The sequence below is a fragment of the Streptomyces sp. JH34 genome (assembly GCF_029428875.1).
Lineage (GTDB): Bacteria > Actinomycetota > Actinomycetes > Streptomycetales > Streptomycetaceae > Streptomyces.
Genome location: NZ_JAJSOO010000001.1, coordinates 3,820,360 through 3,838,664 on the forward strand (window position 1 = coordinate 3,820,360; position 18,305 = coordinate 3,838,664).

Genomic DNA, 18,305 nt, shown 5'->3' on the forward strand with positions numbered 1-18,305 from the left:
AGCGTCCGCCCGCGTTCAGGCTCCGCGCAGCCGCTCCGCCTCCTCGACGAGCCAGGCCGGCCGGACCATCTCGACGTTCCGCCCGGTGCCTTCGGCGGCCCGGAGCAAGGCGTCGCCCGCCGCCCGCGGATCCGGCGCCGGCCGGGACAGCGCCTCGGCCGCCTGGGTGAGCGCCTGCGCGGCGGCCGCCTCCACCGCCCCGGCCAGCTGCAGGGACACGGCCGCACGCTCGGCGGCGTCGGCGGCCTCGGCGTACCGGGCTCCGGTCCAGTGGGCCCACGCGGTGTTGTAGAGGCACACGCCCTCGGCGCGGGGGTTCTCCATCTTCGACGCCTCGTCGAGGGCGCCCTCCAGGGCGGCCAGCGCGTCCCTCCTCCGTCCGGTCGCGATCAGCGCGATGCCCTGGGCGTTGAGGGCGTAGGCGATGGCCTCCAGGCTGTCGGCCTCCCGGTACGCGCGGACCGCCTCGCCGCCCGCGACCACCGCCTCCTCCCAACGCCCCAGCACCAGATGGGCGATGGACCGGGCGTTCCACGCGCGCGCCTCGGTGAGCGTGTCGCGTGCGGCGCGGGCGTGCGCGTAAAGCCGGTCGGCGCCCGCGAGCGCCGCGGTTCCTTCACCGAGGTAGCTGTGCGTCAGGCTGAGGCTGAGGAAGGCATGCACCTCGGCCTCGGACTCACCGATTTCGTGGGCCAGTTCGCCGGATCGGGCCAGTGGTCCCACAGCCGCGTCCAGGTCGCCGAGCTGACGGTGGGTGTCACCCAGGCCGAACAGGGCGTTCTGCCACGAGGAGCGGTCGTCGAGCCGCTCGGCCAGCCCGGCGGCCTCGGTGAACAGCGCGACGGCGTCGACCATCGGGCCGCCACTGAGGCGGGCGTGGCCCAAGCCGATGAGATGGGCGAGCCGCGCCCGGTCGTCGGTCACATGTCCCTCCAGCGTCAGGTGCATCGAGATCGCTGCCAGCACCGAGCCGTGCCAGACCAGCCACTCGCTGATCGAACCGAGCAGCAGCGCCGCCTCGTTCATGTCCCCAGCGCGCACCAGATGGTCGAACGCGCGCCGTTGGGGCCGGATGTCGTCCAGGATCCGCCAGTCCGTGCGCGGTGGCGACGCACGCGTGTACCAGCCCGCCGCCTGCCGCTCCATGGCCCGCCGTCCCAGGGCACCTTCCCGGTCCATGGCCGCGTACGCCAGATCGGCGTCCAACGGATGCAGCGCGAAGGTGCGGCTGGCCCGGTCCACCGAGAGCATGCGCGTGCGCAGCAGCCCCGACAGGACGGGCGCCACGGCCAGGCCGGGGGCGAGGCCCGCGACGATCCACTCGACCGCCTCCCGCGTCGCGGGCGTACGGAGCACGGCGAGGACGTTCAGCACGGTACGGCCCTCGGGGCCGAGCCGCTGGTACCGGTCCTGGGCGAGGCCCGCGACGACGTCGCCGCGCAGCGCGAAGTCCTCCAGCACCTCCTGCAGGGTGGGCAGGGCGAGCACGTCGTCCGCCATGACACCGACCAGCAGCTCCAGGGCGCGCGGGACTCCGTGGACACGGACCGCGGCCTGCAGCAGCTCGTCGTCGGACAGGTGCCCCACGCCGATGCTGCCGTCCTGGTCGAGTTCGCGCAGGAGCGCGACGGACTCGACGGGTGGCAGCCCGTCGGACAGTTCCACCTCCACCGCGAAACGGCGGAGTTCCGGTGCGAGGTGCAGCGGGATCTGCGACGTGGCCAGCAGCCGGGGGGTGGACCGGGTGCGGAAGAGACAGTCCAGGAAGACCGCGAGTTCGTCCTCCTCGTCGAGCACGCCGTCGTCCTGGAGCCGGTCGTCGAGGTTGTCCATCAGGATGACGAACAGGTCGTCGCGCATCGCTGCGAACAGTTCGCCGATCTTGTCCCGCAGCGGGCGGTCCGTGGCCCAGAACTCCAGCAGCCGCGTCCTGTCCTCACCGCCGAGGATCTCGGCGCAGTCGAAGTAGAGACGTTCCACGGAGACGCCCGAGGTACGGGTGCTGAGGTTGACCAGCCCCCGGGGCGACGGCGCCCGCACCTGGCCGGGCCACTCGCCCTGCTCCAGCATCTCCATGACCTTCGCCGCGACCGAGCTCTTGCCCATGCCCCGGCGCCCGGTGACCGTCACCATGCGGACGGCCGGGTCGGACAGGTGCCGGCCGATCGCGTCCCGAACCTCGGTACGGTCCTTGAACAGTTCGAGGCCGTGTGCGACCGGCAGCCCGACGACCCTGGACACCGCGGGTCCCGCCGCCCCGTCCGCGCTGGGCAGCGCCTCCGGGTCGGCGATCGCCAGCAGCCGCGCCAGCTCGGCCCGCCGGGGTGCGGCGACCCGGGCGAGGACGTGGTCGATACGGGCAGCGGTGAGCCGTGCGGCGCCCTCCCACCGATGGTGTTCGGCGACGACACCGACGATGCGGGGCCCGGACCACACGGCTGCGCCGGACATCCCCGACCACGGCGACACCTCGGGGTCGGGATCGGCGGCGGCCGCCTGCACCGTGATCTCCAGGGTGCCGGTGCGCAGGTTGGACAGCGCCGCGACGGTTCCGTCCGCCTGGTGCAGCTCGCGGAACTGCCGGCCGTCCGTGCCGCGCCGCCGCTTCCACAGCGGGAACCCCGCGGCGTGCACCGTGACGACGGCATGACGGTCGTCGCCGATGCGGCCGAACGGCGCGGGTCCGACGGCGGCGGTGCCCTCCGGGGGCTCGAAGGCCAGCACCGCCACATCGGTCCCGTCGTCCGACCAGACGGTCACCGCCGCAGCCGACCACTGGCCGGGCCGGTCGGCGTCGAAGCGCACCCGCACGGCGGAGGCCCCGGCCACCACGTGCAGGGCGGTCAGCACCGCCGTGTCGCCGACCCGGTACCCGGACCCCCGGCGCCGGGCGCCCGCGGCCGTGGTGACGATGACCTCCGCGATGCGGTGCGGGTCCAGGCCCGCCGTCGCCCGGTCAGTCCTCACCGAGCAGCTCGTCCCCGGAGATCAGCGCCGCCCGGTCCGGCGCGTCCGCCGTCACCGGCTGGAGGGTGAGGGTGAGCCGCTGTGTGACGGCGGACGACTGCTTCGCCGTGGCGCCGGCGTCGAACACCCAGAACCGGACCTTCACTCCCGGCTCGCGGCTCCGCTCGACCCCCACTGTCAGTTCGAGCTCCACCTGCTCGGCCTTGAACCGCAGACCGGAGCCCTCCCCGTCCTCCATCGCCCGGCTCAGTTCCTGACGCAGCTGCGCGATCATGTCCGCCAGCTCGACCGCATCGTTCACAACCAGATCCCCCCGCGAGTCCGCACACCCAACTGCCCACCGGACAGGCCCACATCATCACGCATGGGCCCCCGGTGGCGTCCAGCCGGTGAGCGCGGGTGCCCCCCGTGCGGGGGAGGCGACGAGCGGCCCGCCCGCCCCGTCAGCGCAGGGTCTTGAGCATCTCCGCCCCGAACGGCGTGATGTCCTCCGTACGCCCGCGCAGGGTCTTTGCGGCCCACTCGGGGTCGGCGATCAGCGCACGGCCCACGGCGACCATGTCGAACTCGTCCCGCTCCATCCGGTCCAGCAGTTGGTCGATGCCGGTGACCGAGGAGCCGTCGCCCTGGAAGGCGCTGAAGAAGTCACCGTCGAGGCCGACCGAACCGACGGAGACCGTCGGCCTGCCGCTGATCTTCTTCACCCATCCGGCGAGGTTCAGGTCGGAGTCCTCGAACTCCGGGAGCCAGTAACGGCGGGTGGACGCGTGGAAGACGTCGACGCCGGCCTCGGCCAGCGGCGTGAGGAGGGCGTCCAGTTCCTCGGGCGTCCGGGCGAGCTTCGCCTCGTAGGCGTCCATCTTCCACTGGGACATGCGGAAGAAGAGGGGGAAGGAGTCGGACACGGCCGCGCGGCACGCCGCCACGATCTCCGCCGCGAAACGGGTACGCGCGACGATGCCGCCGCCGTACGCGTCGGTGCGGCGGTTGCTGCCCTCCCACAGGAACTGGTCGATCAGGTAGCCGTGCGCACCGTGCAGCTCCGCACCGTCGAAGCCGAGGCGCTCCGCGGCGGCCGCCCCGTCCGCGAACGCGGCGATGACGTCGTCGAGGTCCTTCTGCGTCATCGCGCGGCCCTTGGGCTCACCGGACAGCGACACACCCGACGGGCCGACCGGCTCCGCGTCCGCCACGGGCGGCGCGCCCTCGGCGCGTGTGACACCCACGTGCCACAGCTGCGGAATGATCGCCCCGCCCTCCCGGTGCACGGAGTCGACCACGCCCGACCAGCCCGCGAAGGCGTCCTCGCCGTGGAACAGCGGTATCCGCCCGCTCGTACCGGCCGAAGCGTGATCGACGTAGGTTCCCTCGGTGATGATCAGTCCCACGCCTCCGGCGGCCCGGCGGGCGTAGTACTCCGCGACGTCCTGGCCCGGAACGCCGCCCGGGGAGAACTGCCGGGTCATGGGGGCCATGGCGATGCGGTTGCGGGAGGTCAGTCCGCGGACCGAGAAGGGACGCGAGAGGGCGTCTGCTGCACGGCGGGCATTCTCGTCTGTCACTGGGTGTCCTGTTCGTGGCGGGGTCGGGTCCACCCGTCGCCAACACGTGCACGCCGCCACGGCATCCCGCCGCCGGGCCCGATGTGGTCAAGGTCTCCCCTCGAGTCGAGGACGGACGGAGTGAGGCCCGCCCGTGCGAGGCCGTTCCCGGAGTGGGACGGTCGGCCACTTGATCTCCCTCGCGCCGTCCAGCAGTCTTCGGCCGACGCCGAAAGCGTTCGGTGGCCGGCGAAGGGATGGATGTCCATGACCAGCGAGTACCCCGGGCTGTACGAGAGCTTCGACGACCGGTTCCGCGCGGGGCGGTGCATGAACGGCGACGACGGCCTGGAGGTCCTGTACACCGGCTGCCGCTGGGCGGAGGGGCCCGTCTACGTGCCCGCCTGGCGGCAGCTGGTCTGGAGCGACATCCCGAACGACCGGATGCTGCGCTGGGACGAGGAGACCGGCGCCGTCAGCGTCTTCCGCCGTACGGCCGGCTACACGAACGGCAACACCCTGGACCGTGAGGGGCGGCTCGTCACCTGCGAGCAGGGCAACCGGCGGGTGACCCGGACCGAGCACGACGGCACGGTGACGGTGCTGGCCGACCGGTGGCAGGGCAGGCGCCTGAACAGTCCGAACGACGCGACGGTGAAGTCCGACGGCTCGATCTGGTTCTCCGACCCGGACTTCGGTATCACCAGCGACTACGAGGGATATCGCGCGGACAGCGAGATCGGCTCCAACAACGTCTACCGCATCGACCCGGACAGCGGCGGAGTACGCATGGTCGCCGACTGTTTCGGCGCGCCGAACGGGCTGGTCTTCTCCGCGGACGAGCGGCAGCTGTTCGTCTCCGACACGCGGGCGGGCTTCGTCCGGGTCTTCGACGTACGGGACGACGGCACCCTGTCGGACGGTGAGGTCTTCGCCGAGGCCGGGGTGCGCGAGGCGGCCCGCTTCGACAACCTCCGCTTCGACGACGGCGGCCGGCTCTGGGTCGCCGCCATGGACGACGGAGTGCACTGCTACGACCCGGACGGCACGCTGATCGGACGGCTCGCCGTCCCGGAGGCGGTGGCCAACATCTCCTGGGGCGGTGCCAAGCGCAACCGCCTCTTCATCACCGCGGAGACCAGCCTCTACTCGGTCGTCATGGGCGTCACGGGGACCCACCCGACGGGCCCGGGCCGCAGGCCCTGGCTGGACGCGGCACGATGAACACGGCCTGAGCCGGGCGGAGGCCGGGGCTCCGGACATCCGTCGCGCTCTCCGCCGTCGCGGCCCGGAGAGGCCCCGCCGTGCTATCTACTCCGGCGGCTCGAGCTTGCGGAAGTACGTCCAGCTGGTCTCGTTCGGCTCGCTCCACTTCTCCGGGGCGTGCGCGAACTCCGGGTGGTGCTCCGCGATGTAGGCACGGGTCCGCTCGGGCACCTCCGCGTACGAGCCGAGCTTGCGGCCCCGGCAGTGGAAGGTGAGACCGCCCGGCCGCTGCCCGCGGGCCATCCACGGGAGCCACGGAGACATCCGCGTCCACGACATGGTGGCCGGGACGCTTGCCGCGGGGCCGGCCAGGTCGGCGCGGTCGGTGAAGAACTGGAAGAGCTCCAGGGCCCTGTAGGTGTCCCCCGCCGAGTGGACGGGGTACTGGGCGACCGGCAGTGGCGAGGGGTAGGAGAGCGGGATCTCCAGACTGAAGCAGACCTGTCCGCCCAGCTCGGTCGTCGGGACCGGGAAGGGACGCCACTTCTGGTTCGCCGGGTCGTTCCAGACGTGTGTCACCGGGAGGTCCTGCCAGGTCTCCAGGATCTCGCGGGTGGCGGGGTCCAGGTAGAAAGCCGCCTCACGTGTGAGCAGTTGCCAGGCGTCCGGGCCGGCATCGGCGTCCTGGACCAGGCGGGCGACGTTCAGCCCCTCGAAGCCGAAGACACGCTGGTAGGGCTCGTCCGGGGCCCATGAGTACACGTCTCCTGACCAACAGTACGTGACCTCCTCGCCGTCGAGCGACGCGCGGGTGCGGGCGAGGGAGCGGAGCAGCTCTGCGGGTGTCGTCATACGGACCACTGTGCGCGGCCACCGGGGTCCGGGGGAAGCACCTCCGCGATCCGGCCCGCTCCTCCCGGGAGGCGGCCCGCGCGCCGCGGCCTCACGAATTCCACGACGGAGGGTCGAATTTCTCCGATAATGCGCGGTTATTCGCCTCCCGTCCCCTGCCCGAGGGAATTACCGGGAACGCCGGCTGTGCCGCCGCACATGCGAAGGTGGGCCACGGAACTGGGTGATCATTTTCGTGATATAGTCATAATGAATTTACAGGACGCCTCGAAAAAAGGGGAATGGCGTGAATACCGAGAAGGTTACGGCTCGACGTCTCACGGCCGAACAGGTTGCGGAACTGGGCCTCCAGGACGGCATTTTCGTCTCGGCGGAGATGGATGACCTTCCTCTCGACTGCTTCGCCCCGGCATTCCTCACGGAGCCGGGTAAGAATTTCGAGGGCGGTTCCTTCGCTGCGAGGACGATCTTCGGCAAGGAAATTCATGTCCTCCCGGACAACGCCGAAGAGCGCGGAATATGGGTCGCTGACAAGGCGGGCGAGGAGATCGAGGTTCTCCGGAGTGCCGGCGTCCTCCTGAACCTCGCCCTTTTCGTGCCCGACGGGAGCATGGAATCCCTGGATGCGCTCTACGGCGCCGCACGGGACGCGTTCGGCGCGGGCATCGTCCAGCGCTGGAGCGAGGAGACCGTCGCCGTACCGGACGTCAAGATCGACCTGTACGAGGAGCCGGCCCGGGGGCGGAAGAACGGTAACGCCCAGAACCGTGACCGCCGTGCCCTGGACATCTACCCGACCCGCGTGCGGTTCCTGGAGCCCAGCGAAGGCTGGAAGTTCGTCGTCGAACCGCACAAGGAGGTCGTCGACGACACCCCGACGATCTGACCTGATGGCGGGTTAGGCGTCGATGTCCGGTGGGAGCCCGTCAGTTCACTGACGGGCTCCTCCCCGTTCGCGGGGGAGACCGTCGCGATGCCGCGCTCCGCACCCGACGGCAGCCGCATGCCCGTCGGCCGGCCGGGCCTCCCGAGCCCGCCGCCGCCCTCGTGTGTCGCGGAACCCCTGCGTTTGTCGCCGACCCCCAGCGGGTTCGTCCGCGATCCGTAACAGAGGCACCTGATCAGGGCGTTCGTGTGACTTGATGGGGGCACGGCATCGGTGGAGTCAGCAAAAGGGGCGGGCGGACATGGCAAAGCACAAGGGAAGGGGATGGCACAGCCGGCTCCTCGCGGCGGGGCTCGGAGTGACGGCGCTGGCCGCCGCCACCTCGGTGTGGAGTGCTCAGGCCGACCCCACGGGAGGACGGCAGCCGGAGGCGCGGCCCCAGGAACAGGCCGTGACGAAGGTGGCGGCCGACATCGCGCACGCCTCGGACGGCGGGCCCCGGGGCGTCAACATCACCATCGACGACGGACCGGACCCGGTCTGGACGCCGCAGGTGCTGCAACTGCTCAAGGACAGCGGTGTGAAGGCCACCTTCTGCATGGTGGGCACGCAGGCCAAGGCCTACCCCGACCTGGTCAAGAAGGTCGTGGCCGACGGACACCGGCTGTGCGACCACACCGTCTCGCACGACACCGCCATGGACACCAAGTCCGAGGCCTACCAGTCCCAGCAGATCCTGGATGCCGAACGCATGATCACCGAGGCGTCCGGAGGCGTCCGGCCGCAGTACTACCGGGCTCCGGGCGGTGCCTTCACCCCGTACAGCCGGAAGCTGGCCGCGTCCCGGGGTATGCGCCCGCTGGGCTGGAACGTCGATACCAAGGACTTCGAGCACCCCGGCGTGGACACCATGGTCGACACCGTCAAGAGGGAGATCCCCAACGGGCCGACCATCCTCTTCCACGACGCGGGCGGGGAGCGTTCCGAGACCCTGGCCGCTCTGCGCGAGGTGCTGCCCTGGCTGAAGGAGCAGGGGTACTCCTTCGGCTTCCCCGTGCGCTGAGCTGAGGCCCGCGGCCCCCGTGAACGTCCCGAAGCCCCCGGCCCACGGCCAGGGGCTTCCGCAGGGAGCGGGTCACGAGAGGCGAGACGGTCCGCCGACGCCGACGCGCTGCCCCCGGACCGGGCCGGGCGGGCGGATCAGCGGAGACCGGCGAAGAGATCGGTCTCGGGTACGGCCGTGCCGGCGGTGCCCTGGACGCGGACGAAGGTCTCCGTGCCCATCAGCTCGCGGAACCTCTCCCGGCCCATCTTGAGGAAGAAGATGTTCTCGCCCTGACTGGCGTGCGCGGCCAGAGCGTCGAACTTCTGGTCGCTGAACGCGGCAGTGTCCACCCACGTGCTGATCTCGTCGTCCGGGAGACCGATCTCGGCCATCGCGGCGGTCTCGGCAGGATCCGGCTCCGGCATGTCCTCCTGGAACTCGCGCATGGTCTCCCCGAACCGCTGCATCATCGACCGGGGCATCGTCGTCCAGTACACCTTCGGCGTCAGCGCGGTCCTCTCCAGCGCCGCCATCGTGATGCGGTGGGCCTGGATGTGGTCGGGGTGGCCGTAGAAGCCGTTCTCGTCGTAGGTGACGACCACATCGGGCCGGTAGTGCTCGATGAGTTCCGCGAGCCGGGCGGCGCCTTCCTCGACGGGGGTCCCCCAGAAGGAACCGGGGGCGTCGTTGCTCGGCCAGCCGATCATCCCGGAGTCGGCGTAGTCCAGCATCTCCAGGTCGCTGATCTTCAGGACCTCACAGCTCGCCTCGAGTTCCTGGCGGCGCATCGCGGCGACGGCTGCGGGGTCGTGCCCGGGATCGCCCGGCTTGACGCCTCCCGGTCCGTCGCCGCAACCGCCGTCGGTACAGGTCACCAGAACCGTGCGGATGCCTTCCGCGGCGTACCGCGCGAGGACTCCTCCGGTCCCGGTGGCCTCGTCGTCGGGGTGGGCGTGTACTGCCATGAGCGTCAAGGGCCGGTCAGTCATGAGAAAAGTCCTCCTGCGGAACTACGTCCTGGTCCGGACGCGCGGCGGGCTCACCGCGGTCCTGGGGCCCGGATCCTGACGGGACGGACGACCTCGCGGTCCCGTGTCCCCCGCCCGTGCGGCGCCGGTGCTTCGGTCGATGCAACCGTGCGGGCAGGGTCGGCTGTTCCCGGCGCGGATCGCTCTTTCCGGGCACCGGCGTTCCCGGGGGGTTCCGAGGACGGGGCGGCGGTGATCCGGCAGCGCCCGCCACGCCCGGTTGCGAGGGTTCAAAGGGAGCCGCGCCGAGCTACCTCGAGCTGTGCCGAGCCGCGCCGAGCTTGCTGCGCCGAGCTGCGGTCCGCCGCACGTCACCTGCACCCGCCCTTTGAGTTGCCGCCCGACCGAGCCCGTGTGGTGATGGCTCAGGAAGAAGCCGGATGCCCAGCGGCACCCGGGCGCCGCGCGGGCGCGGCACAGGGGCGGCCACATGAGTTCGACCCTTCTCATGGCGGCCACCGGGAAGGCGGCAGGGCGCCTGCGTGCGCCCAGCTCGCCGCGTTCGCGGTGGTCAGCGGGCTCGTCATCGACCTGATCGTCTGCTACTGGCTGGAGGGACTCCCCAGCGGCAGGTTCTGGATCACCTGGTCCGTCTGCTCGTTCATCGTCGCCGTGGTCGCCGTGGTCGCCTTCGTCGCAGCGATCCTGCAGAAGCTGCTCGGGGCCGCGGGCACCCTCGTGACGGTCGTCGTGCACCACGGGATGTCGTCGGCCCCTGCCGTCCGGTACCACGGGATGTCGTCGGCCCCTGCCGTCCGGTACCACCCGGCCCCGGTCACGGCAGCAGGGCCCGGACCGTGCGTCACGGTCCGGACCCTGCTCCGCGCGGCGCCGCCCTGCGGCGGGTGTGCGTCAGCTCTCCGCGGTGTCGTCGCCCGCCTGCCCGGCACCCTCGGCCGTGCCTGCCTTCTCGCGCATCTTGCGCACCAGCTCGGCCTTCTGGTCGGCGGCACCCTTGCGATCGAGGTTGCGGTGCGGACCGTTGTTCTGCCGTTCGGCGCGGGACAGCCTCTTGCGCTGGCCGCCACCCATGCCCACGGGGTTGTTGATGTTCTTGCTCACGGTCATGGGTTCTCCCGGAATGATGTGAAGTGATCTGAGGATTCATCGGTGAGGCACGGGCGCGCGACGTCGAGTGATGCCAGCAGGGGCCCGTGACGCTCTCACCCGTAAATCGGCGTCTGGAAGAAGATGACAAAGACGTTACCGGGTTCTGTCGTCCCCGCACACCAAGCCCTGTCGGTACCCCGGCGCCGGCCGCGCTTTCGCTGATCGCCTGGCGCATTGAGGCCCGGCTCATGCATGAGGCGTAGGGAGACTTTCCATGCCTGTGGAACGTGGTTCTCCTCCAGTCGCTGTGGTCGCCGCACATTCCGTCACGTGTGCTCGGATCCCGCCTCGGCGCACGCGAGGCCGCAGCGCTGATGGACATGGACGGCTGACGAGAAGGTGCTCGTGGCCACCGACCATGCCCGTCGGCAACTCTGTGCCATCGGAAGGAATCGTCCCGTCGGCGCCAGGCAGGCCGCGCCGGGCCGACCACGGGCAGGCGCACCGAAGGGTCCACCGCGTCGGAAGCGGGCAGGCGGTTCGTCGTTCTGTTGGCCCTTCTACGGCTCGACCTGAGGTGGCGGCCGGCCTCGACCAGCTCGTGCGGGCCCGGCGTGAAGAGGCGGATGACCAGGCATCGGGCACGGACATGGCGCGAGATGCCTGAACTGGTCCAGACAGCAAAGAAGCCCCCGGCCATTGGCCTGGGGCTTTTTCATGGAGCGGGTGACGAGAATCGAACTCGCGCTCTGCGCTTGGGAATCAACGGCTCTTGGGCTGCCAGAGGGGGCTATGACCTGCGATTTCCCATGAGGGAGCTTGGGTTTCCATGGCCTCTGGAAGCTGTACCTGACCGCTGTTGTCCGCTCTGCTGGGCATGGATGGGGCACGAGGTCAGCGGTGCTGCGGACTCTGCCAGGGGGTGCTCCGGGTGGGCCGGCGCGTCAGAGAGGGATGATGCGGACCTGGTCTCCGCAGAGTTTGGTCATGTCGTCGCTGTCGGAGGTCAAGAGGGCGACGGGTTTCTGCTGACGCAGGGCGACCTCGGCGACCGTGGCGTCGATGGCGTACTTGTGTCCGTGCAGCCCAGCCCCTTTGAGGAGTTCTGCTGCCGCTTTCGCCGCTTGTTCGGTGACCGGCTCCACCTTGACGCGGGAGAGGGCCCAGTTCAGACGGGGCATGTTGGTGCGGGAGTGAGTGACTTCCACGATGGTGTTGGCCCCGATCACCAGGTCGGCGCCCAAGTCGTGGAAGACCTGAAGCATCGCTAGGAGCTTGCGGTCCTGCGCGATCCAGGCGGAGAGCCCTTCCGAGTCAAGGACGACGGTTTCGATGCGCTCGCTCACGCGGCGTCCGCGTTATCGGAGGAACCGGCAGCACCGAAGATCTTCGAGCGGGCCTCGGCGAGCTCCTCGTCCCTGAAGGGCCCATGCTCTTCCTCGTGCCGGCGAAGGTCGTCGCCCAGGAGCTGGTGCCGGATCTGGCGGGCTACGGCCTCCGCCACGTAGCCGGAGACGTTGTCCGTGAGCTTGCGGAGCTCCGCCACCTGGTCGCTGGGAAGCGTGACGGTGATGCGAGTCGTTGAGGACATACGTCAAGCATACTGGAGTATGCGTGCAGGCTTGGGTTTGCGGCACCGATTGTTCCGGTCAAGGTTTCGCGACCGGATGGTGCGGTTTCCGGCGCTGGGAGTACAAGCCTGCGGGCCATGCGCGTATCGGTCAGAAGGGCGGTTCGAGGTAGCTGCGGCCATCGCTCTGTGGCCCCCAGTCCCAGGACTCCTCCAGGAAAGGCTCGGAGTCGGGGGCGTCGTGGCCCCACGCTTCCAGCGCCTTCCGGGCAACACGCCGGTTGGAGATATCGCCGCTGGTGTCCAGGATGGTGCGCGCGTGCACGGCGAGGTGATCGCGGTGCTCGGCGAGCGCGGGGTGCTCGGCGAGGATGAGCGCGGCGATAACGGCGGCTTCGCGCACGTCCTCGTGGCTTTCTCGAAGGAAGGGCGAGACCGCCTGGTAGAGCATCGGGCGCAGGTCCCGGAAGGACGCCACGATGGTGCCGGGGGTCAGGAAGCCAGGGAAGTGCTGCTCCGTGCGGCTCGCAATCTCGTCGGAGGCGTCGTAAGCCGTAGAAACCAACCAGTTCAACAGTGCCGCGCGGATGGGGACGTTGCGATAGGGCCGGGGGGTCGTAGCCGCCGGGTGGGTGAGGATGCCGGCGACGTACAGGGCGGCGGGGGCAGTGGCTTCGTAGATGGTGTTCTGGTGGCCGACCATCTCACCTAGCTCTGACAGAGCGTTGACCTGGGCCCTGGGCCCTGGGGTCGGGCGTCAGCAGCCGTGTGAGGACCTCGGGGAGGTCCTCACCGTTCCCAAAAGGCGTCTCGAGCGAAGCCCAATCAGTCTCCGACAGGACTACCTGGTACGGCGGCAAGTCGGGCTCGCGGGGTGCGCCGGCGTTGGAACAGCTGTGGTTCACAGGCAAAACCTAGACCAGGCGTCGGATGCAATGCTCATGGTCTACGGCGGTGCGGACGGACGTCGCCGCCTGTGCCAGGCAGGCCGCGGAGCTGACCACGGGCAGGCGTGCTGAAGGGGCCACCACATCGGAAGCGGGCATGCGGGTCGTTGTTCTGTTGGCCTTTCTCGCCTGGAGCGGCAGCGCGAGGTTGTGGCCGGCCCCGACCAGCTCGTGCGGACCCGGCGTGAAGCGGCGGATGACCGCATCTGGCACGGATACGGCACGAGATACCTGAACTGGTCCAGACAACAAGAAAGCCCCCTGCCCCTGGGGCTTTTTGATGGAGCGGATGACGAGAATCGAACTCGCGCTCTGAGCTTGGGAATCAACGGTTCTTGATCGGCTGTAGTGGCTCTGACCTGCATGTTTGTCTGGATCGGTTGAGGGTGGTGTGGTCGCTGGGTGCCGTGCTTGACCGCTGTTGTCCGCTCTGAAGGGCACGGATGGGGCAGGAGGGCGATCGATGCCGCCGTGCCGTGGGTGGGGAAGTTTCACCGCGCTGGATCAGGCGCTCGCGACCGTGCGATTTCACCCCTGGCGATCTGCCCCAAGGCGATCCGGTCGGCGGTCATCGATCCGGCTCCGTAGTACCGGCGGTCGACGGGCTGCGTCTCATTGCGGTCACCAGCAAGGAACCTCATCGTGAGGTACTAAGGTGCCGTGGACGCGGAGGTGGGATTTATGACCACGGCTTCGAAGCCACCCCGGCAGTCGCCGCTCAAGGTGGATCCGGCGACGGATAAGTTGATCAGCCAGGGCGCGCACTTCCTGGGCCTGACGAAGAAGGATCTGGTCGCGGAGGCGGTGCGGGTTTACCTGGACCAGCGGCGTGAGGATCTGCGTGAGGGGATGGTGGAGGCGCTCAGCGTCCTGGACGGCTCCCTGAAGTCGGACGTCATGCTCCTGACCGTTCTGACATCGGAGGAGATCGACGCGGTCGGCGGGATCGACGAATGACCGGTCCCGCTGCGATGCGGCCCGCCAGGCCCACCTTGCGATGCCTGCGCGATGACCTCGGACTCCCCCTGCCGGCGGTGACCGACCCCTCGGACGAGATCGAGCACCCGATCCTGGCTAAGACCGCTGAGCAGTTCGCGGCGGACGATGCCAAGCATGAGCGCATCCGCGCTGTCGATGACCAGGTGTTGGTCAAGGTGAAGGTCCAGCGTTGGCGCGGGGCGGTCTGGGTTGACGCCGACCTGCCGTGGCTGGTGGCAGCCGGCCGCCGCGAGGACGGCTGGCGACGACTTCTATGCCGCTCTCGAAGCCGACGGCAAGACTGCCCGAACCCGCTACAACGCCGGCAACGCCGACGCGCTCAAGTCCGCCACGGTCTGAGGTTCTGTGCTGGAGTGGGTGACGGAAAACGGAACGGGAGCCACCTGTGCTGCAGACGCTCCGGTGGCGCAGACGTCAGGCCCAGAAGGCTTCGGTGACGACGATCTGGGGATCGGCGTGGCGCCGCATGAAGGTGTAGATGAGCCAGCCGCGTCCGCCGGCCAGGTCCACGATGTGGGGGCCGCCGGGGCTTGTAGAGGCCAGAGGTCGGACGGTCATCCAGTGCGGGAGCGAGGCATCGGCGTCGATCCCCCGGAAGTACGGGTCTTCGGCCGTGATCAGTTCCGCACGGGCACTCATGATCAGGTCACTGCCTTCGGCGGGCATGTTCTGGAAGTCGTGCTGCGCCTGCTTCGTCCAGTCCATTTGCCAAGGCGGCCGGAGTGGTTCGTCGATCACTCTCCGGGCTTCCTCTCAGCGGCTTCGTGCCGGAGGCGGCTGTACTCCTCCAGAAGCCGGAGGGACTCCTCGGGGTCCTCGGACTTGGCGGCGCGGGTTTCGAGGTCGCGAAGGTGCGAGTCGAGGGCGGGATTCCGGGCGATGGCGTACTGCGTCCACCACAGGCGCATGAAGGCGGGCACGGGCGTGATGTTGAAGGCGTCGCCGATGACGCGCTTCCAGTGCGCCTCAAAGTCCGGGAGGAGGTGCGGAGTGTGGTCCTGAATCGCCAACCGAAGTGCTTGGGGCGTGTGTTCGGGCATGGGTGGCAACCGCAGGGGTTCCCCCTCGTACCCATCGAAGTGGAGTGCGTGGGCGGGCATGGTTCGTGCTCCTTGGTGTGGAGGGTGGGTCAGGCCGCCTCGCGTCGGTCCTCGTGCGACTCGTGCCCGCGGGCCATCTGCTCGAACCACTCGGCCGGCACCAGGTAGGCGACCGTCTTTCCCTTGCGGGTGATGGCGGCGGCCTCACCGGCGATCCGGGTCCGGTCCAGGATCTCGCCCATCCCCTTGCGCAGGTCGATGGTCGTGTACGTCTTCGTCTCCATATGCCGAAGCATATAGCAACTATCATAGTTGACATATGTGCCCGTGGGGTGCGGCGGTTGGAGGAAGCCAGCAGGCGCATCGGGTGCAGAGCGGGCGCGGAGTGCCTGATCGGGCTTATGGCAACAAAAAAAGCCCCCGGCCGCTGGCCTGGGGCTTTCGTGGAGCGGGTGACGAGAATCGAACTCGCGCTCTGAGCTTGGGAAGCTCATGTTCTACCATTAAACTACACCCGCGAAGCGCGCCGATGATGATCGGCTGTGCATCGTCCCACACTGTACCCCATCGCAGACCCCCGGTGAGTTCGCCGCGGGGTCCGCGTGGCTTTGCGTGGGGTGGACGCGGGTGCGGGTGGCGGGAGTTGGGGGCGTAGCGTGGGCGGTCGGAGTGCCGCCTGGAGTGGCGTCCCGTTCATCCCCTAATGTGGCGGTCTCGTCCAAGGCTGGTTGGGGAAGGGACTTGATGGAGTCGATGGAGCGCACCGTCGTCCGCTGTGCCGAAGGGCACGTTTTTGCCGCGTCGTCGTTCCCGATGCAGCAGCTCGGGTCCGCGCGGATCGGGCCGGGGCGGCTGATCCGCTGTCCGCGTTGTGCTCGGTTGCGGCAGGCCGTTCCTGTGGCGCTCGAGGAGCGCTAGAGCAGTGACGCAGGCGCGCGAGGCGGTCCGGTTGGGGTCGGCTCGCGCGTTCTGCGTATCCTCGATGCGTGCTTCTCTCAGATAAGGACCTCCGGGCCGAGATCGATGCCGGGCGGGTTCGCATTGACCCGTTCGACGCTTCGATGGTGCAGCCCTCGAGCATCGATGTGCGGCTGGACCGCTACTTCCGGGTGTTCGAGAACCACCGCTATCCGCATATCGATCCCGCCGTCGAGCAGATCGACCTGACGCGTCAGGTCGAGCCGGACGGCGACGAGGCGTTCATCCTCCACCCCGGGGAGTTCGTCCTGGCCTCGACGTACGAGGTCATCTCGCTCCCCGACGACCTGGCGTCGCGGCTGGAGGGGAAGAGCTCGCTCGGGCGGCTCGGGCTGGTGACGCATTCGACCGCCGGATTCATCGACCCCGGTTTCTCGGGGCACGTCACTCTGGAGCTGTCCAATCTGGCGACCTTGCCGATAAAGCTCTGGCCGGGAATGAAGATCGGGCAGCTCTGCATGTTCCGGCTGTCTTCCTCCTCCGAATTCCCGTACGGATCCGAGCGTTACGGATCGCGTTATCAGGGCCAGCGAGGGCCGACCGCCTCGCGTTCCTACATGAATTTCCATCGGACACAGGTGTGATACGGCATGGCTGGTGAAGCGCGGGAGAATCTGACGTACGAGGCCTTCGGGCACGCCGTACGTGAGCTGGCACAGGCCGTGGCCGACGACGGCTTCGAGCCGGACGTCGTGCTGAGCATCGCGCGGGGCGGGGTGTTCGTCGCGGGTGGTCTGGCCTACGCCCTGGACTGCAAGAACATTCACCTGGTGAACGTCGAGTTCTACACCGGAGTCGGGACCACGCTGGAAATGCCGGTCATGCTGGCACCCGTCCCGAATGCCATCGACTTCACGCAGAAGAAGGTCCTGATCGCCGATGACGTCGCCGATACCGGCAAGACGCTCAAGCTGGTCCGCGACTTCTGCATCGACCATGTGGCCGAGGTGCGCAGCGCGGTCATCTACGAGAAGCCGCAGTCGCTCGTGAAGTGCGAGTACGTGTGGAAGAAGACCGACCAGTGGATCAACTTCCCGTGGAGCGTGGAGAAGCCCGTCGTGCGTCGTGAGGGCCAGGTACTCGACTCGTAGGTCCCGGCCCGTGGGTGCGGACACGAGCACGGACACGGGCACGGCCAGGGACACGGGAAGGCCCCGGTGCTGTGCACCGGGGCCTTCCCGCACGTCGGACCGCGTCGGATCAGATCGTGCCGAGCTTGATGATCGAGAGCAGTGCGATCAACTGGATCGCCGAGGCGCCCAGGGCCTTCGGCCACGGCAGGTCGTGCGACTTGCTCACCATCGAGGTGAAGAGCGCTCCGGCCGCCAGCCAGGTGATCCAGCCGAGGATCTGCACCAGGGCGTTCTCGCCGCCGAGGAACAGGGCGAAGAGCAGGCGGGGCGCGTCCGTGATCGACATGATGAGCATCGAGAGGCCCACGGTCGGCTGCCACGCGCCCGTGCCGCCTAGCTGGCGTGCCAGGGTGTGGGTGACGGCGCCGAGGACCAGTCCGCCGATGACGAAGCCGACCCCGGTGAAGATCACGTACGGGGCGGCGGTGGAGACCTCCGCGTGGATCGCCTCGTCGCGTGCCTGGTCGAAGCCGAAGAGCGCGAGCAGTCCGTAGATGAACGTGACGGCGATCGCGGTGCCCCACACGGGGTAGTCACGCATCTGCCAGAACGTCGGTCCCGGCCGCATCACGATGCCGCTCAGCAGCTGCTTCCAGTGGAGCCGTGGCCCCGAAGGCTGCGCGGGGGCCTGGCCGGCCTGGTAGGTGTTCCCGTCGCCGTAGGGGTCCTCGTTGATGCTGAACGCCTGGGTGTGACCCGGGGCGTTGGCATACGGGTCCTGTTGCGAGGGCTGGTGATACGGGTCGCCGAAGTACTCCGGTTCGCCGTGCCCGCCTGCGTGTCCGTTCCCACCCCCGTGTCCGTTGCCGCCGTGCCCGCCGCCGTACGGGGCGCCCTGGGAGCCTCCGTACGGTGCGCCGTTGCCTCCTGCCGGGGGCCACGACTGCCCGCCGTAGGGCGGCGGTGATGCCTGCGCGCCGTACGGCTGTTGCTGCTGCGGGTGTTGTTGCGGTGTGCGGTTGTCCCGGCCGCGTCCGATCCTGAATCCAGCCACACCTCGAACGTACCTGGTCCGCACGGGTGCGGTGTGGGGGCCGGGGGAACACGGGCCCATTGCGGCCTA

Annotated in this window: 20 protein-coding genes and 1 tRNA gene; 6 read left to right on the plus strand and 15 right to left on the minus strand. The window is 69.2% G+C overall.

The window, feature by feature from the left end:
• Positions 1-15: 15 nt before the first annotated feature.
• The 3 genes from LWJ43_RS16985 to LWJ43_RS16995 all read right to left on the minus strand — a co-directional run bounded on the left by LWJ43_RS16985 (position 16) and on the right by LWJ43_RS16995 (position 4,529).
• On the minus strand, positions 16-2,967 hold the full coding sequence (locus LWJ43_RS16985; protein ID WP_277333082.1) for a trypsin-like peptidase domain-containing protein: 2,952 nt from the start codon (positions 2,965-2,967) through the stop codon (positions 16-18).
• On the minus strand, positions 2,957-3,268 hold the full coding sequence (locus tag LWJ43_RS16990; protein ID WP_277333083.1) for a trypco2 family protein: 312 nt from the start codon (positions 3,266-3,268) through the stop codon (positions 2,957-2,959). Before LWJ43_RS16990 ends, LWJ43_RS16985 begins: the two co-directional genes overlap by 11 nt.
• Positions 3,269-3,410: 142 nt before the next feature.
• Positions 3,411-4,529: an NADH:flavin oxidoreductase gene (locus LWJ43_RS16995; protein ID WP_277333084.1), complete on the minus strand. Its 1,119-nt coding sequence runs from the start codon at positions 4,527-4,529 to the stop codon at positions 3,411-3,413.
• Positions 4,530-4,775: 246 nt separating this feature from the next.
• On the opposite strand from LWJ43_RS16995, the gene LWJ43_RS17000 reads away from it, so the two are divergent.
• Complete coding sequence (locus LWJ43_RS17000; RefSeq protein ID WP_277333085.1) at positions 4,776-5,732, plus strand: SMP-30/gluconolactonase/LRE family protein; 957 nt, start codon at positions 4,776-4,778, stop codon at positions 5,730-5,732.
• A gap of 87 nt (positions 5,733-5,819) precedes the next feature.
• Here LWJ43_RS17000 and LWJ43_RS17005 read toward each other — a convergent pair whose 3' ends face one another.
• The gene (locus LWJ43_RS17005; protein WP_277333086.1) at positions 5,820-6,566 is read right to left on the minus strand and encodes a DUF1838 family protein; all 747 of its coding nucleotides are present in this window, start codon (positions 6,564-6,566) and stop codon (positions 5,820-5,822) included.
• 286 nt (positions 6,567-6,852) lie between these two features.
• Here LWJ43_RS17005 and LWJ43_RS17010 point away from each other — a divergent pair, with 286 nt between their 5' ends.
• Both LWJ43_RS17010 and LWJ43_RS17015 read left to right on the plus strand, forming a co-directional pair.
• A complete protein-coding gene (locus LWJ43_RS17010) occupies positions 6,853-7,452 on the plus strand; it encodes a hypothetical protein (protein ID WP_277333087.1) in 600 nt (199 codons plus the stop codon).
• A gap of 301 nt (positions 7,453-7,753) precedes the next feature.
• Positions 7,754-8,515 (plus strand): polysaccharide deacetylase family protein, encoded by a 762-nt coding sequence (locus tag LWJ43_RS17015; RefSeq protein ID WP_277333088.1) that lies wholly within the window; start codon positions 7,754-7,756, stop codon positions 8,513-8,515.
• A gap of 137 nt (positions 8,516-8,652) precedes the next feature.
• On the opposite strand, the gene LWJ43_RS17020 is transcribed toward LWJ43_RS17015, so the two are convergent.
• The 6 genes from LWJ43_RS17020 to LWJ43_RS17045 form a co-directional block, all read right to left on the minus strand.
• A complete protein-coding gene (locus tag LWJ43_RS17020) occupies positions 8,653-9,486 on the minus strand; it encodes a PIG-L family deacetylase (protein ID WP_277333089.1) in 834 nt (277 codons plus the stop codon).
• Positions 9,487-10,067: 581 nt separating this feature from the next.
• Entirely contained in the window at positions 10,068-10,331 is a 264-nt protein-coding gene (locus tag LWJ43_RS17025) for a hypothetical protein (protein ID WP_277333090.1), read from the minus strand.
• A 46-nt stretch (positions 10,332-10,377) separates the two neighbouring features.
• Positions 10,378-10,593 (minus strand): DUF6243 family protein, encoded by a 216-nt coding sequence (locus tag LWJ43_RS17030; protein WP_277333091.1) that lies wholly within the window; start codon positions 10,591-10,593, stop codon positions 10,378-10,380.
• Positions 10,594-11,519: 926 nt separating this feature from the next.
• Positions 11,520-11,921, minus strand: coding sequence for a PIN domain-containing protein (locus LWJ43_RS17035; RefSeq protein WP_277333092.1), 402 nt, complete (start codon positions 11,919-11,921; stop codon positions 11,520-11,522).
• Entirely contained in the window at positions 11,918-12,166 is a 249-nt protein-coding gene (locus tag LWJ43_RS17040) for a type II toxin-antitoxin system CcdA family antitoxin (RefSeq protein WP_277333093.1), read from the minus strand. Before LWJ43_RS17040 ends, LWJ43_RS17035 begins: the two co-directional genes overlap by 4 nt.
• A gap of 130 nt (positions 12,167-12,296) precedes the next feature.
• A complete protein-coding gene (locus tag LWJ43_RS17045; RefSeq protein ID WP_277333094.1) occupies positions 12,297-12,848 on the minus strand; it encodes a hypothetical protein in 552 nt (183 codons plus the stop codon).
• Between the two features lie 925 nt (positions 12,849-13,773).
• On the opposite strand from LWJ43_RS17045, the gene LWJ43_RS17050 reads away from it, so the two are divergent.
• Positions 13,774-14,049, plus strand: a complete 276-nt coding sequence (locus tag LWJ43_RS17050; RefSeq protein WP_277333095.1) for a hypothetical protein — start codon at positions 13,774-13,776, stop codon at positions 14,047-14,049.
• Between the two features lie 456 nt (positions 14,050-14,505).
• Here LWJ43_RS17050 and LWJ43_RS17055 read toward each other — a convergent pair whose 3' ends face one another.
• From LWJ43_RS17055 to LWJ43_RS17070, 4 genes are all read right to left on the minus strand, one after another.
• Positions 14,506-14,829, minus strand: coding sequence for a hypothetical protein (locus LWJ43_RS17055; protein ID WP_026291046.1), 324 nt, complete (start codon positions 14,827-14,829; stop codon positions 14,506-14,508).
• Positions 14,826-15,191, minus strand: a complete 366-nt coding sequence (locus LWJ43_RS17060; RefSeq protein ID WP_277333096.1) for a hypothetical protein — start codon at positions 15,189-15,191, stop codon at positions 14,826-14,828. The genes LWJ43_RS17055 and LWJ43_RS17060 overlap by 4 nt, the downstream gene beginning before the upstream one ends.
• Positions 15,192-15,220: 29 nt before the next feature.
• The gene (locus LWJ43_RS17065) at positions 15,221-15,415 is read right to left on the minus strand and encodes a type II toxin-antitoxin system Phd/YefM family antitoxin (RefSeq protein WP_277333097.1); all 195 of its coding nucleotides are present in this window, start codon (positions 15,413-15,415) and stop codon (positions 15,221-15,223) included.
• Positions 15,416-15,575: 160 nt separating this feature from the next.
• Positions 15,576-15,649 (minus strand) — tRNA-Gly (locus tag LWJ43_RS17070).
• 468 nt (positions 15,650-16,117) lie between these two features.
• Between LWJ43_RS17070 and dcd the strand changes: the two genes are divergently transcribed.
• Together dcd and LWJ43_RS17080 are read left to right on the plus strand one after the other, a co-directional pair.
• Positions 16,118-16,693, plus strand: coding sequence for a dCTP deaminase (dcd, locus tag LWJ43_RS17075; protein WP_277333098.1), 576 nt, complete (start codon positions 16,118-16,120; stop codon positions 16,691-16,693).
• Between the two features lie 6 nt (positions 16,694-16,699).
• Positions 16,700-17,200, plus strand: coding sequence for a phosphoribosyltransferase (locus LWJ43_RS17080; protein WP_277333099.1), 501 nt, complete (start codon positions 16,700-16,702; stop codon positions 17,198-17,200).
• A 109-nt stretch (positions 17,201-17,309) separates the two neighbouring features.
• Here LWJ43_RS17080 and LWJ43_RS17085 read toward each other — a convergent pair whose 3' ends face one another.
• Positions 17,310-18,236 carry a Yip1 family protein gene (locus tag LWJ43_RS17085; RefSeq protein ID WP_277333100.1) on the minus strand — a complete coding sequence of 309 codons (927 nt, stop codon included), beginning with the start codon at positions 18,234-18,236 and terminating at the stop codon, positions 17,310-17,312.
• Positions 18,237-18,305: the final 69 nt, after the last annotated feature.

Coding starts and splice junctions, on each gene's coding strand:
- LWJ43_RS17040 (WP_277333093.1), bottom strand. CDS start 12,166: ATGTCCTCAACGACTCGCATCACCGTCACGCTTCCCAGCGACCAGGTG.
- LWJ43_RS17020 (WP_277333089.1), bottom strand. CDS start 9,486: ATGACTGACCGGCCCTTGACGCTCATGGCAGTACACGCCCACCCCGAC.
- LWJ43_RS17015 (WP_277333088.1), top strand. CDS start 7,754: ATGGCAAAGCACAAGGGAAGGGGATGGCACAGCCGGCTCCTCGCGGCG.
- LWJ43_RS17030 (WP_277333091.1), bottom strand. CDS start 10,593: ATGACCGTGAGCAAGAACATCAACAACCCCGTGGGCATGGGTGGCGGC.
- LWJ43_RS17050 (WP_277333095.1), top strand. CDS start 13,774: ATGACCACGGCTTCGAAGCCACCCCGGCAGTCGCCGCTCAAGGTGGAT.
- LWJ43_RS17065 (WP_277333097.1), bottom strand. CDS start 15,415: ATGGAGACGAAGACGTACACGACCATCGACCTGCGCAAGGGGATGGGC.
- LWJ43_RS17080 (WP_277333099.1), top strand. CDS start 16,700: ATGGCTGGTGAAGCGCGGGAGAATCTGACGTACGAGGCCTTCGGGCAC.
- LWJ43_RS17000 (WP_277333085.1), top strand. CDS start 4,776: ATGACCAGCGAGTACCCCGGGCTGTACGAGAGCTTCGACGACCGGTTC.
- LWJ43_RS17005 (WP_277333086.1), bottom strand. CDS start 6,566: ATGACGACACCCGCAGAGCTGCTCCGCTCCCTCGCCCGCACCCGCGCG.
- LWJ43_RS17060 (WP_277333096.1), bottom strand. CDS start 15,191: ATGCCCGCCCACGCACTCCACTTCGATGGGTACGAGGGGGAACCCCTG.
- LWJ43_RS17045 (WP_277333094.1), bottom strand. CDS start 12,848: ATGGTCGGCCACCAGAACACCATCTACGAAGCCACTGCCCCCGCCGCC.